Origin of the sequence: Streptomyces tibetensis, from assembly GCF_040647715.1 — a bacterium.
GTDB lineage: Bacteria > Actinomycetota > Actinomycetes > Streptomycetales > Streptomycetaceae > Streptomyces > Streptomyces tibetensis_A.
The window spans coordinates 451,767-464,568 of sequence record NZ_JBEZCR010000005.1; the positions used below are offsets into that span (position 1 = coordinate 451,767).

Below are 12,802 nucleotides of genomic sequence, written 5' to 3' on the forward strand. Positions count from 1 at the left end.
CAGGCTTGGCGGGAGGGCGAGCTCAGGGAGCGAGGCTGAGTTCCGCCCAGACCGTTTTGCCGGGGTGGCGCGGGGTGACGCCCCAGCGGTGCGCGAGCCGTTCGAGGAGCTGCATGCCGAAGCCGCCGGGCTCGGTGTTCCTGGTGGCACGCATGCGCGGCCAGCGGTCGCTGTCATCGCTGACCGCGATGCGCAGCAGCCGGCCGTTCCAGGTGAGCCGGATCAGGGGTGGGCCGACGCCGTGGCGGATGGCATTGGTGATCAGTTCCGAGACGAGCAGTTCGGCGGTCTGGATCATCCGGTGCTGGTGCAGCGGACCGCCGAAACCTTCCACGCAGTCGCGGACCCAGTGCCGGGCGGCCGCGATGCTCGCCGTCACAGCGGGGAAGCGCGACTCGCAGGATGGGATGATCGGTTCGCCGTTCACGAGGTTCCTCCAGCCTGGGTGGCGGCCTGCTCTGCCGCCGCCTGGCGCTGCGTACAGCCGGTCGCAGTCGTCTGTCGGGTTACCCCTGCCTGCCTGGTGAACCATCTGTGTTGTCGGGTGACGGGCTGATCCTGTGAAGGGTTGATCGCCGCTGTCGACGGGACTGGTGGTGGCGGGCTGGAGTGCGCTGGCAGAATCATTCCCGCACACGACATGAGGCCACGCCGGTCGCGCTGCCACCGGGGCCCGAGAACGAGGGAGCCGGCATGGAACGGATTTCGGATGTGGAGATTCCGCTGGACCGTGATGTGTTCCTGCGCACTCTGGTGCGTGAGTTGGCGACGTCGCTGGAGTCGGTGATCGGTCTGGAGGAGGCGTCCGGCTACGTCAGCCTGGTGGGGCAGGCCGTCGGCACGCAGATCGACGAGATGTACCTCAAGGCACTGGGAACCGACCGGCTCACGGGTGAGCAGGTCGCCGAGGCGCTGGTGGACCTCAAGCGCCGCATCAAGGGTGACTTCTACGTCATCGATCACGACGAGACGAAGATCGTGCTGGGCAACCGGGTGTGCCCGTTCGCGGAGAAGGTGGTGGGCCGGGAGTCGATGTGCATGATGACGTCCAACGTCTTCGGTACCGTCGCCGCCCGCAATCTGGGCTACGCGCGGGTGGAGTTGGAGGAGACCATCGCGCGCGGCGACGCGGGCTGCCGGGTGGTGGTGCACCTGGTGCCCGACGTGGATGTCGAGACGGTGAGTGGCCGTGAGTACTTCGGCGACCGGGCTGTGGCTCCATGACCCTTGGCCTCTTCCGGGCCATCACCAGACCGCTGCCCCATCCGGTGCTGTTGTGCGGGGCCGACGGCCGCGTGCTGGCCGCCAACCCGGCTGCCCGCCGCTGTGACGACCGGCTGCGCCCGGGCGCCAGCGTGTTCGATCTACGGCCGGACGACACCCCGCAGCTGCGTCAGCAGTTGGCTGTGTGGCTGCGCAGCGGCAGTCCCGTGCCCGGCGCGCTGGTCCTCAAGGACGCCGACGGCCGCACGCGGCGCTTTCGCTGTCACGGGGCGCGGGCCACGTGGTGGGACGGCCCGCAGCCGGCCGTGCAGCTGCATCTCGTCGAGGCCGGGGCGTCGGACCAGTTCGTCGTGCTCAGCCAGCAGGTGGAGGCGCTGAACCGGGAGGTGGCCTTCCGCCGGGCCACAGAAGTGGACCGGGCGCGGCTGCTGGCCGCCGAACAGGCCGCCCGTGCCCGGTTGCAGCACCTGTACGACCTCACGGCCGCCCTGGCCGGAGCGATCACTCTCGCGGAGGTCTCCCGCGCTGTCAGCGAGGTGGCGCCGACAGCCCTGGGGGCCACCGCGGCGGAACTCTATCTGCACTCGTCACGGCTGGTACCGCCCCTACAGCCGGAGGACACCGGCCTTCCGGTCGGCGCGGGCGGCTGGACCGACCTGGACCGGCCCTCTTCCTCGGACGGCCCGCTCACTCGTGAAGCCGCGGACGCGGTTCCCCTGGCCCTGTCCCTGGAGGCGGACGGCGTCCACCTGGGCATGCTGATCGTCTACGGCTCGCTCAGCGCCACCGCTCCCGAGCATGTGACAGCGGTCGCCCAGCAGATCGCCCAGGCTCTGCGCCGGGCCGGGCTGCACGAGCACGAGCACCGGGTCGCCGAACGCCTGCAGCTCAGTCTGCTGCCCCAGCTGCCACAGCTACCCGGTCTGGAGTCGGCCACCTGCTACGCCCCGGGCAGTGACCTGCTCTCGGTCGGCGGCGACTGGTACGACGTCTACGACGTGGACTCCGATCACATCGGCCTGAGCATCGGCGACGTCGCCGGTCACGGACTGCACGAAGCGACCGTCATGGCACAGATCACCGCCGCCCTGCGCAACATCGTGCCGCGTTGCGGCACCGACCCCGCCGCCGTCCTGGACGAGCTCAACACCTTCCTGGGCCGCTACCATCCGAACCGCATGGCCACCGCCTGCTACCTGGTCTTCGACCGCCGGACGCGCACCCTGACCTACGCCAGAGCAGGCCATCCGCCACCGCTGCTCGTCCACGCCGACGGCACCAGCGCCTACCTCGACCACGCCATCTCACCACCTCTCGGCCCCGTCCGGAACGTCCGCTACCGGCTGGCCGACACCACCGTGACCGAGACCGACACCCTGCTGCTGTACACCGACGGCCTGATCGAGCGCCGTCGCGAGGACCTCGCCACAGGAATGGAGCGGCTGACCGGGTTCGCCCACACCACCAGCGGCCTGAGCATCACCGAGCTGTGCGACCGGTTCCTGCACCACCAGCCCGAAGCGGCGTTTCCCGACGACCGCGCCCTGCTCGCCGCCCGCTTCCCCTCACCCTCCTGAGCGCGCCTCCGCTCAGCGACAGCAGGGCATAGGGGCGCCCAGGACGGCGTGAGCCCTGGCCCCCGGCAGGCCGGGTGCCTGGCAGAACGAGAACGCTCAGCGCCGTCGGCACACTCCCTGGCCTCCTGAGTCGCGACGCCGACCAGTGTCTTCCGGGCCTTCCCTCGTCAGCCGACGGCGGCGGGCCGCTCCTCGACGAGGCGGCCGGTGGACTTCGCCCCCTGTCCTGTGGCGGGCGGAGGCCGTCCCGACGGGGTAGCGGGCCGGCTGCCCCGCCGCGGGACGGAGCAGTCGCGGACGAGTGGGCCGGGGCCAGTCATGACCAGGCGGCCCGCGTGCCACCCACCTGATGGTCCGTTGCAAGCAGCGTCAAATGAGCGTCGGGACGGTTTCCCCCACGCCTCCATGGACCGAGGGAAACGCGTCCATCAGCTCGCGAGACCTCCCACGAAGCCGCAGGTCAAACCCACCCCGGCACCAGGACACGTGCCACGTCGTGCATGTCGAGGAACACGTCGAGCGCACCCGAACGCGCCTGAGCAACCTGCGAAATCTGCAGGTCAGAGCCCCTTTGCAGCAGGCTCGAGAATTGCCACGCACGCCACGTGCGACGTCATCGGAACCATCTCCGGATTCCCCAGCTGGAGAAAGCCGCAGGCAAGAGGGCCTTCCCCGGGCACGGGTACGGCCTGCCCCGAGCCGGAGCGTCATATGAGCGTCACGACCGGGACCCTCTGACGCCGTCATTCACCCGGCCTCGACCACTTCGGCTGCCCTCCGCGACCGAAGTCCTCCCGAGCCGACCGCCGAGGCGGACGGTCTGCCTCCTGCCCTTGATCAACCGGCTTCGGTCAATGCTGCGTGGGCTGCGGCGAGGATCTCCCCGGAGAGCGGGGAGCCCTTGGTGGCACGGGACAGGACCAGCGCACCGAACAGCGTGCAGAGCCGGGCGATGCCGTCCTGATCGTCGGTGGCGAGGAAGTCGGCGAAGTCCGCCACCCCCTCGGCGTAGACGCGACGGGCCTCGTGCCCGCCGCCCTCGCGCGCGATGTCGGCGGCGAGCGCGGCAACCGGGCAGCCGTCCGCCGGGTCGTCGCGGTGCTCGACGGAGAGGTAGGTGTCGATCAGCGCCTGCTGGGCGGCGGCGCGCTGCCCGTCGTACCGCTCGAGCCCGGCGCTGTGGCGCTGGGCGAGCTCGGCGAAGGCGTGGGCGGTGGCCTCGTCGACGAGCGCCTCTTTGGAGGCGAACTGCTTGTAGAAGGCGCCGTGCGTCAGACCGGCCGCCTTCATCAGGTCGGCGACGCTGACCTGCGTGCCCTGCTCTCGAAACAGCCGGGAGGCGGTGTCCACCACCCGCCTGCGGTTTTCCTCCGCCTGCGCCTGCGATACGCGGCCCATGACCACCTCCCATTTGGATGTCGACTGGCATCTATCATAGCTCCGTGTTTAGATTATGACTGCAATCTAACTCAGCGGGTCGCGGACGGCGCCCGCCGGCAATGGAGCGAACATGGAACTGAAGAACGCGGTCGCGGTCGTCACCGGTGCCAACCGGGGGCTCGGACGGCACCTGGCCGCCCAGCTCGTCGAGCGCGGCGCGAAGGTGTACGGCGCGGCCCGACGCCCCGAGACGGTCGACGTGCCGGGCGTCATCCCGATACGGCTGGACGTCACGGACGAGGCGTCGATACGGGAGGCCGCGCGCGTGGCGTCCGACGCGACACTGCTGATCAACAACGCAGGCATCTCCACCGGGGCGTCGCTGATCGGAGGCGAGGTGACCCAGGTGCGCCAGGAGATGGAGACCAATTTCTTCGGCCCGCTCGCCGCGATCCGGTCCTTCGCCCCCGTCATCGAGGGCAACGGCGGCGGCGCCGTACTCAACGTCCTGTCCGTCCTGTCCTGGTTCCACCCGGCAGGACTCGGCTCCTACGCCGCGTCCAAGGCCGCCGCCTGGGCGCTGACCGGTGCCACACGCGACGAGCTGGCGCCCCGCGGAATCGCCGTCTCGGCGCTGCACGTCGGCTACATGGACACCGACATGGCCGCCGGTGTACCCGCCGATCAGAAGGTCGCCGCCGCCGACGTCGCGGCCCAGGCCCTGGACGGCATCGAGACCGGCCTTCCCGAAATCCTCGCCGACGAGACCAGCCGGTACGTCAAGCAGAGCCTGTCCGCGGAGCCCCAGCCGCACCACGCCGGCTGACACTCACCCCTGCACCCCCCGCGCGACCCCCCTCACACCCCTCCGCACAAGGACATCGAATGCGTTACACGACCTTCGGCAACCGGACCGGACTGCGCGTCTCCGAGTACGCGCTCGGCACCGCGAACTTCGGCACCGGCTGGGGCGCAGGCGCCGAGCCGGACGAGGCACGCCGGATCTTCGACCGGTTCGCCGAGGCGGGCGGCACCTTTCTCGACAGCGCGGACGGCTATCAGTTCGGCGAGTCGGAGGAACTGACCGGGAAGCTGATCTCCGCCGACCGCGACCACTTCGTCCTGGCCACGAAGTTCGCCCTCGGCGCCGCCTCGCAGCCGGACATCTCCAAGACCGGCAACAGCCGCAAGAACATGGTCTCCTCGGTCGAGGCCAGTCTCAAGCGCCTGAACACCGACTACATCGACCTGCTGTGGGTGCACTTCCCCGACGAGCTCACGCCGATGGAGGAACTCCTGCGCGGACTCGACGACCTGGTGAGCGCCGGAAAGATCCACCACGCCGCGCTGTCCAACTTCCCCGCCTGGCGCGTATCGCGCGCGGTAACCCTCGCGGACCTGAAGAACTGGGCCCCGGTCGTGGGCATCCAGCACGAGTACAGCCTCGTCGAGCGCACCGCCGACCGTGAGCTCCTGCCCATGGCCGAGAGCCTGGGCCTGGGTGCCGCCCTGTGGTCCCCGCTCGGCGGCGGACTGCTCACCGGCAAATACCGCCGCTCCGCCGAGGGGCGCCTGAGCGACCTGGGGATGGTCATCCACACCGAGAGCACAGGCCAGAAGACCGCCGTCGTCGACACCGTCCTGGCCATCGCCGAGGAGACCGGCGTGACGCCCGCCCAGGTGGCGGTGGCCTGGGTGCGTGAGCGCGCCGCGCGTTCCGTGGCCACACTCGTCCCGATCATCGGCCCCCGCAGCCTCTCCCAGCTCGACAGCTATCTCGGCGCACTCGACATCCAGCTGACCGACGAGCAGTACACCCGCCTGGCCGAGGTCAGCGCGGTGCCGCTCGGCGCACCCCACGACGGAACCGCCGCGTCACTGGACCGCCTCCGGGGAGGTGCCGCCGACCGCGTCACCGCCCCGGTCGTGCCGGTCGCCTGACGGGTGAACGCGGCTGAGGAACCAGCTCGCCCGAGCCACAAGCCGGAGCCACAATCCAAACCACTCGTACTGGTCGACGGCCGGACGAGCGGAGACCCCGCCCTCCCGGGACGGAACACAGAACGGAGACGACGATGAGGGGCTTCATGGTCGAGAAGTACGGCGGCCAAGCCGGGATGCGCGCCGCCGAGCTCCCCGACCCGCAGGTGGGCGCCGACGACGTCCTGGTCAAGATCCACGCAGCGGGCGTCAACCCGCTGGACCTCAGGATCCGCAACGGGGACTTCAAGGCGTTCCTGCCCTACCGTCTCCCGCTCGTCCTGGGCAACGACCTCGCAGGGACGGTCGTCCGGGTCGGCCCGTCCGTCACCCGCTTCGCGGTGGGCGACGAGGTCTACGCCCGGCCCGACAAGGACCGCATCGGCACCTTCGCCGAACTCATCGCCGTCCACCCGGACGACCTGGCACCCAAGCCGGCCACCCTCACCATGGCCGAGGCCGCCTCCCTCCCCCTGGTCGCCCTGACCGCATGGCAGGCCCTGGTCGAGCGGGCGCATGTCCGGCCGGGCCAGAAGGTCCTGATCCACGCGGGCGCCGGCGGCCTCGGTTCCATCGCCGTGCAGCTGGCCAAGGCGCTGGGCGCGGACGTGGCCACGACCGTGAGCACCGCCAAGATCGGCTTGGTCAAGGACCTCGGCGCTGACGTCGTGGTCGACTACCGCACGCAGGACTTCGAAGAGGTCCTCGACGGCTACGACGTCGTCCTCGACAGCCTCGGCGGCGAGAACCTCGCCAAGTCGCTGCGCGTTCTGAAGCCTGGCGGCATGGCCATCAGCGTCGCCGGCCCGCCCGACCCGGCCTTCGCCCGCGAACTCGGCGTGAACCCGATGCTCCGCCTGGCCATGACCGCGCTCAGCTTCAGGACCCGGCGCAGCGCCGAGCGCCACGGCGTGTCGTACACGTTCCTGTTCATGAAGGCCAGTGGCGACCAACTGCGCGAACTCACCCCGCTCATCGACGCCGGGAAGATCCGCCCCGTCGTCGACCGGGTCTTCCCGTTCGAAGAAACCCTCCAGGCCATGGAGTACGTCGAAGGGGGACGGCCGAAGGCGGGCAAAGTCGTCGTCACGATGACGTGAGAGCGAGCACGAGCCCCAGGCACCAGCCGCCTCCGACGGCGAGAAGGCCCACCGCTCCGTGTCTGCTTGGCGAGTCGCAGAAAGGGCCAGGTCAGAGGCCATTGCGCGCTGCCGACGTCGGCCCGGCAGGCACGCCTGTGGGCTTTCGGGCTGACCGTCCGGCGCACACCCCCGATGAAGCGGTGCCTTCCGCACTCCCATCGAGAACGCCGGGTGTCGGTTCTCCGCGACCGACGGCTGCGTCCGGGGGGAGACGATGAACCCTCGTCGGTTCGTGAGGCCGGCGGGCCTACCGGTAGCCCGCCGACTCCGACGGCCGGTGGATCGGGCCGGTGATCTGGGTCAGAGGTCTGCCCGTGCCGTGGTTGGCCTGGGCGATGATCTCCGCGGTGATGGAGACGGCCGTCTCCTCGGGTGTGGAGGCTCCGAGATCGAGGCCGATGGGGGAACGCAGCCGGGCCAGCTGGTTCTCCGTGACGCCCTGCTCACGCAGGCGGCGCAGGCGCTCGTCGTGGGTGCGCCGGGAACCCATGGCCCCGACGTAGGCGACGGGCAGGTCGAGTGCGAGGCGAAGCAGCGGGATGTCGAACTTGGCGTCATGCGTGAGGACACATACGGCGGTGCGCTCGTCCACCTCGGTGCGTTCCAGGTAGCGGTGGGGCCAGTCGACGACCACTTCGTCCGCGCACGGGAAGCGGGCGGGAGTGGCGAAGACGGGGCGGGCGTCGCAGACGGTGACGTGGTAGCCCAGGAAGCGGCCGACCCGGCTGAGGGCCGCGGCGAAGTCGACGGCACCGAAGACCAGCAGGCGCGGCGGGGACGCACGGACATGAACGAGGACGGACAACCGTTCGGCGCATTCGTCTGCCTGCCCGCCGATGTCGGTGCGGACGGTTCGGCCCGCCCGCAGCATGGCCCTGGCCCGGTCGGCCACGGCCCGGTCCGCCGGGCCGCCGTCCACGCGCCCGTAGGCGGCATGGCCGCCGCCGAGCACACTCAGCGTGGAGCCGAGGAGACGATCCGGGCCGTCCACGACCTGTGCCACGGCGACCGGTCGCCCTTGCGTGATCTCGGAGAGGGCCGTGGACAGGTGTGGCTGGGCTGCGGGATCGATGCGCTGGACGAGGACGTCGAGTTCGCCGCCGCAGGTCAGACCGACGGCGAAGGCGTCGTCGTCGGAGTAGCCGAACCAGGCCCGCTGCGGCGTGCCCCGGTCATGGAGCACCTGCCGGCACAGCTCGTGGACCGCTCCCTCGACGCAGCCGCCGGAGATGCTGCCGACGGCGTTGCCGTCCTCGTCCACGGCTACCGACGTACCGACCGGCAGAGGGGCACTGCCGTGCACGCCGACGACGGTGGCCAGGGCGAAGGGGCGTGCCTCGCGGCACCAGCGGTGCAGAGTGTCCGCGATGTTCAGCATGGCGGTTCTCCATGTCTCCATGGCAGGAACAGGATCGGAAGGTGAACGGGCCGCCGCCACGACGCCGGGGAAACGTCACGCGGCGGCGGCCCCTGGGAAGTCCGGCAGCCGGACGGGGCAGGCTGCCGGACGAGCGGTGTGCGCTCCGTCGGCCCGAGGGCATGGATCAGAGCAACTTCTCTGCGGTGATGGGCAGTTCGCGGACGCGGCGGCCGGTGGCGTGGAAGACCGCGTTGGCGACGGCGGGCGCCACCCCGATCATCACGAGCTCGCCGAGACCCTTGACTCCGAGCGGGTCGGCCTCGCGGTCCTCGCCGTCCAGGTAGATCGCCTTGAGGTCGGGGATGTCGGCGTTGACGGGCACGAGGTAGTCGGCGAGGTCGGCGTTGACGATCCGTCCGTCGCGGTGGTCGGTGACCGTGTGCTCCAGCAGGGCCGTGCCGATGCCGCCGACCATGCCGCCGAGGGCCTGGCTGTCGGCGAGCTTGGGGCTGATGATGCGGCCCGCGTCGTACACGCCGAGTACGCGCCGCACCCGCACCAGGCCGAGCGTCGCGTCGACGGCCACTTCGGCGAAGGTCGCGTTGTAGCCGTAGAAGGAGTGCCGCTCCGGGCCGGACGGCGGGGCGAAGGAGCCGTCGGCTTCCAGGTGGGTGCGGTCGTTGCGGGCGAGCAGCCGCCGGTACGTCTCCCCGCGCGTGGGGTCGTTCTTCACGTGCAGCCGGCCGCCCCGCACCACGACATCGCCGGCGGCCACCCCGTACAGCGGCGACTCGCGGTCTGCGACGGCCAGTTCGATCGCCTGACGGCGGACTTTGTTGCAGGCGTCGAGGGTGGCTGAGCCGACGCTGGCCATGGTCATCGAGCCGCCGTGCGGTGGGGTCGGCGGGTAGAGGGAGTCCCCCAGCCGGAAGGTGACCGTGCGCACGGTGAGTCCGAGGGCGTCGGCGGCGACCTGGGTTTGGGAGGTGTAGGTGCCCGGGCCCATGTCGGTGGCGGCGGCCTCGACCAGTGCGGTGCCGTCGGCGTCGAGGCGGGCGCGGGCCTGGGCGGGCATGCGGGCGGTGTCGTAGACGCCGGCGGCCATGCCCCTGCCGATCAGCCAGTCTCCCTCACGTGTCGAGCGGGGCCTGGGGTCGCGGCGATCCCAGCCGAACTCGCGGGCGCCGACCGCGTAACACTCGCGCAGCCGGCGGGTGGAGAACGGCAGCCCGGACGACTCGTCCTCGTTCGGCTCGTTGCGCCGGCGCAGCTCGATCGGGTCGACGCCGAGTGTGTGGGCGAGTTCGTCCATGGCCGACTCGATGACGAAGGAGGCCGTCTGGAAGCCCGGGCCTCGCATGTACAGCGGCGTGGGCAGATCCAGCGGCACCGTCCGGTACCTTTGGGTCACGTCGGGCATGCTGTAGAGCATCTGTCCGGCCGCCAGGACGGACTCGGTGAACGTCTCGTACGACGACGTCTCGGCGTCCAACTCGTGCACCGCGGCGGACAGCCGGCCGCGCCGGTCGCTGCCGAGGCGCAGGCGGTACTCGTACGAGGGCCGGAAACCCGTACCCAGGTACATCTGCTTGCGGCTCAGCACGAGCTTGACCGGACGCTTCGTCTCGCGGGCGGCCAGCGCTGCGACGACCACGTGCGGCCAGCAGCGCAACGCCGTGCCGAAACCGCCGCCGACGAACGGCGAGATGACGCGCACCGCGTCCGTCTCCAGGCCGAACACCGCCGCGAGTTCGGTCTGCGTGCCCACCACCCACTGGGTCTTGTCCCACACGGTGAGCTTGTCGCCGTTCCAGCGTGCGATGGTGGCGTGCGGCTCCATCGGGTTGTGGTGGTTGCGCGCCGTGCGGTACGTCAGGTCCAGTTGTACGGCCGCTGAGCGCAGGGCCGCTTCGCCGTCGCCGCGCGCGTAGCGGGTCGGCTCGTCCGGCTCGGCCTCGGTGAGGTCGGTCGAGGGCTGCTCGGCGTCGTAGCCGACCTTGACCAGGCTCGCGCCGTGTTGTGCGGCCTCCAGCGTGGTGGCGACCACGACGGCGACGGGCTGGCCGTGGAAGCGGACGCGGTCGTCCTGGAAGACGCGGAGTCGCCGGCCGGGCGGATTGTTCGACCCGGAGTTGTCGCGGTACGACAGCTTCGGCGCGTTGCGGTGGTGGAGCACCTTCAGTACGCCCGGAAGGGCTTCGGCGGCGCCGGTGTCGATCGACGTGACGCTGCCGCGGCCGATGGCCGCGTCGACGATGACGGCGTGTACGGACCCGTCGACCTCGTGCTCGGCGGCGTACAACGCCTTACCCGTGACCTTGAGCCGGCCGTCCACCCGGGACAGCGGCGCACCCACGGCTGCCTGCGGCTGGGGGCTCACTTGGTACCTCCTACGACGCGCAGCTGGCGTTCGACAGTGCGCTTGAGCAGCTCGACCTTGAAGCGGTTGTGCCGGAGGGGACGGGCCCCCTTTGCCGCCTTCGCGGCGGCGGCCGACCAGAGGGCCTCCGAGGGGCGTTCACCGAGGAGGTGCTGCTCGACGGCGGGCAGCTTCCAGGGCACCGTGCCCACTCCCCCGGCGGCGACCTTGGCCTCGCGGATCACCCCGCCGCGTACGTACAGTGCGACGGCCGCCGACGTCAGGGCGAACTCGTACGACTGCCGGTCACGCACCTTCAGGTAGCCGGATCTGAGCGGGCGCGGAAGAGCGGGGATTTCGACTGCTGTGATCAACTCACCTTTACGCAGGGCCTGTTCACGTTGCGGGGTTCCGACGGGCCGCAACAGGAACTCCGCGAAGGGGACTTGGCGTGCCCCGTCCGGGCCCACTAGGTGAACGCGTGCCTCCAAGGCGGCGAAGGCCACGGCGGCATCGGACGGATGCGTGGCCACACAGGCGTCGGAGGTCCCGAGGATGGCGTGCGTGCGGTTGACGCCGTGCAGCGCGGCGCAACCGGAGCCGGGCTCGCGCTTGTTGCAGTCGGCGGTGACGTCCCGGAAGTACGTGCAGCGGGTGCGCTGCATGATGTTGCCGCCGATGGTCGCCATGTTCCGCAGCTGCGCCGACGCGCTCAGCTCCAGCGCCTCGGAGACGACGGGGAAGAGGGTGCGCACCTTGGCGTGGGCGGCGGCCTCGGCCATGGTCACCAGGGCACCGATGCGCAAGCCTCCGCGCTCGGTGACGGTGATCTCGCCCAGCGGCAGTCCGGTGATGTCGACGAGGGTCTCGGGGCGCTCGACGGTCTCACGCATGAGGTCGACCAGGGTGGTGCCCCCGGCGATGTAGCGCCCGCCGCGGCGACCGGCGTCGAGGGCTTCGCGGGTGTCGGAGACGCGGGTGTAGGAGAAGGGATGCATGGCGGGCCGCTCCTTACTTCCGGCCCGCGGTCTGCTCGACCGCGCGCACGATCTTGACGTAGCAGCCGCAGCGGCAGATGTTTCCGCTCATCCACTCCCGGATCTCCTCCGCCGAGCCGGTGTGGCCCTCCTGGATGCAGCCGACGCCGGAGAGAATCTGTCCGGGGGTGCAATAGCCGCACTGGAAGGCGTCCTGGTCGATGAACGCCTGCTGCAGCGGGTGGAGTTGATCCCCCTCGGCCAGGCCCTCGATCGTGGTGACGTCCGCTCCCTCCAGACGCACCGCGAGCGTCAGGCAGGCGTTGTGCCGCTGCCCGTCGACCAGGACCGTGCACGCCCCGCAGGCCCCGGCGTTGCAGCCCTTCTTGGAGCCCGTGAGTCCGAGGTGCTCGCGGAGCAGGTCCAGCAGTGAGGTGCGGTTGTCGACCGTCACGGTATGGCGGGTGCCGTTGACCGTCAGGGAGACACGGCTGGACGGCGGCCTCTGGGCGGCCGTCGCTTCCTCCGGGTCGGCGAGGAACGTGCCTCCGATCACGCCTCCTGCGACGACGCCACCACCGACCGCTGTGCTGGTGGCGATGAACGTGCGCCGAGTCGGTGCCGGGGAGGACTCGCCGGCTCCGGTGGGTGGTGGGGCGGAAGGTTCGGGGAGTTCAGTGGACATACGTACGCCTTCGTATCGCGGACGGATCGGCGGTACACATCAGCGGGACGGAGAGTGGATCGTCGTCACCGCGGGAAAGCCGGCAACCGCGCGCTCTGGCAGCGGCTACTGGTCGCCT

11 protein-coding genes are annotated in these 12,802 nt (G+C 70.7%); 5 read left to right on the forward strand and 6 right to left on the reverse strand.

Annotation, left to right across the window (positions count from 1 at the left end):
* Positions 1–22 precede the first annotated feature (22 nt).
* Positions 23–427 (reverse strand): ATP-binding protein, encoded by a 405-nt coding sequence (locus tag AB0B29_RS16415; protein ID WP_362239614.1) that lies wholly within the window; start codon positions 425–427, stop codon positions 23–25.
* A gap of 266 nt (positions 428–693) precedes the next feature.
* Between AB0B29_RS16415 and AB0B29_RS16420 the strand changes: the two genes are divergently transcribed.
* Together AB0B29_RS16420 and AB0B29_RS16425 are read left to right on the forward strand one after the other, a co-directional pair.
* Entirely contained in the window at positions 694–1,224 is a 531-nt protein-coding gene (locus tag AB0B29_RS16420; protein WP_362239617.1) for a methanogen output domain 1-containing protein, read from the forward strand.
* A complete protein-coding gene (locus tag AB0B29_RS16425; protein ID WP_362239619.1) occupies positions 1,221–2,801 on the forward strand; it encodes a SpoIIE family protein phosphatase in 1,581 nt (526 codons plus the stop codon). Before AB0B29_RS16420 ends, AB0B29_RS16425 begins: the two co-directional genes overlap by 4 nt.
* 837 nt (positions 2,802–3,638) lie before the next feature.
* Here AB0B29_RS16425 and AB0B29_RS16430 read toward each other — a convergent pair.
* Positions 3,639–4,199: a TetR/AcrR family transcriptional regulator gene (locus tag AB0B29_RS16430; protein WP_362239622.1), complete on the reverse strand. Its 561-nt coding sequence runs from the start codon at positions 4,197–4,199 to the stop codon at positions 3,639–3,641.
* 112 nt (positions 4,200–4,311) lie between these two features.
* Between AB0B29_RS16430 and AB0B29_RS16435 the strand changes: the two genes are divergently transcribed.
* The 3 genes from AB0B29_RS16435 (at position 4,312) to AB0B29_RS16445 (ending at position 7,261) form a co-directional block, all read left to right on the forward strand.
* Positions 4,312–5,007 (forward strand): SDR family oxidoreductase, encoded by a 696-nt coding sequence (locus tag AB0B29_RS16435; protein ID WP_362239624.1) that lies wholly within the window; start codon positions 4,312–4,314, stop codon positions 5,005–5,007.
* A gap of 59 nt (positions 5,008–5,066) precedes the next feature.
* Positions 5,067–6,122 (forward strand): aldo/keto reductase, encoded by a 1,056-nt coding sequence (locus tag AB0B29_RS16440; protein WP_362239627.1) that lies wholly within the window; start codon positions 5,067–5,069, stop codon positions 6,120–6,122.
* Positions 6,123–6,256: 134 nt separating this feature from the next.
* Entirely contained in the window at positions 6,257–7,261 is a 1,005-nt protein-coding gene (locus AB0B29_RS16445) for an NADP-dependent oxidoreductase (RefSeq protein WP_362239630.1), read from the forward strand.
* A gap of 289 nt (positions 7,262–7,550) precedes the next feature.
* Here AB0B29_RS16445 and AB0B29_RS16450 read toward each other — a convergent pair whose 3' ends face one another.
* The 4 genes from AB0B29_RS16450 to AB0B29_RS16465 all read right to left on the reverse strand — a co-directional run bounded on the left by AB0B29_RS16450 (position 7,551) and on the right by AB0B29_RS16465 (position 12,684).
* Positions 7,551–8,681, reverse strand: coding sequence for an XdhC/CoxI family protein (locus AB0B29_RS16450; RefSeq protein WP_362239633.1), 1,131 nt, complete (start codon positions 8,679–8,681; stop codon positions 7,551–7,553).
* Between the two features lie 166 nt (positions 8,682–8,847).
* On the reverse strand, positions 8,848–11,043 hold the full coding sequence (locus AB0B29_RS16455; protein WP_362239636.1) for a xanthine dehydrogenase family protein molybdopterin-binding subunit: 2,196 nt from the start codon (positions 11,041–11,043) through the stop codon (positions 8,848–8,850).
* Positions 11,040–12,020 (reverse strand): FAD binding domain-containing protein, encoded by a 981-nt coding sequence (locus AB0B29_RS16460; protein ID WP_362239639.1) that lies wholly within the window; start codon positions 12,018–12,020, stop codon positions 11,040–11,042. The genes AB0B29_RS16455 and AB0B29_RS16460 overlap by 4 nt, the downstream gene beginning before the upstream one ends.
* Before the next feature lie 13 nt (positions 12,021–12,033).
* Positions 12,034–12,684: a (2Fe-2S)-binding protein gene (locus tag AB0B29_RS16465; protein ID WP_362239641.1), complete on the reverse strand. Its 651-nt coding sequence runs from the start codon at positions 12,682–12,684 to the stop codon at positions 12,034–12,036.
* Positions 12,685–12,802 lie beyond the last annotated feature (118 nt).

What these genes read in the sequence shown, in the direction of transcription:
- AB0B29_RS16420 (WP_362239617.1), top strand. Translation starts at nt 694, where the DNA reads ATGGAACGGATTTCGGATGTGGAGATTCCGCTGGACCGTGATGTGTTC.
- AB0B29_RS16425 (WP_362239619.1), top strand. Translation starts at nt 1,221, where the DNA reads ATGACCCTTGGCCTCTTCCGGGCCATCACCAGACCGCTGCCCCATCCG.
- AB0B29_RS16430 (WP_362239622.1), bottom strand. Translation starts at nt 4,199, where the DNA reads ATGGGCCGCGTATCGCAGGCGCAGGCGGAGGAAAACCGCAGGCGGGTG.
- AB0B29_RS16435 (WP_362239624.1), top strand. Translation starts at nt 4,312, where the DNA reads ATGGAACTGAAGAACGCGGTCGCGGTCGTCACCGGTGCCAACCGGGGG.
- AB0B29_RS16440 (WP_362239627.1), top strand. Translation starts at nt 5,067, where the DNA reads ATGCGTTACACGACCTTCGGCAACCGGACCGGACTGCGCGTCTCCGAG.
- AB0B29_RS16445 (WP_362239630.1), top strand. Translation starts at nt 6,257, where the DNA reads ATGAGGGGCTTCATGGTCGAGAAGTACGGCGGCCAAGCCGGGATGCGC.
- AB0B29_RS16450 (WP_362239633.1), bottom strand. Translation starts at nt 8,681, where the DNA reads ATGCTGAACATCGCGGACACTCTGCACCGCTGGTGCCGCGAGGCACGC.
- AB0B29_RS16460 (WP_362239639.1), bottom strand. Translation starts at nt 12,020, where the DNA reads ATGCATCCCTTCTCCTACACCCGCGTCTCCGACACCCGCGAAGCCCTC.
- AB0B29_RS16465 (WP_362239641.1), bottom strand. Translation starts at nt 12,684, where the DNA reads ATGTCCACTGAACTCCCCGAACCTTCCGCCCCACCACCCACCGGAGCC.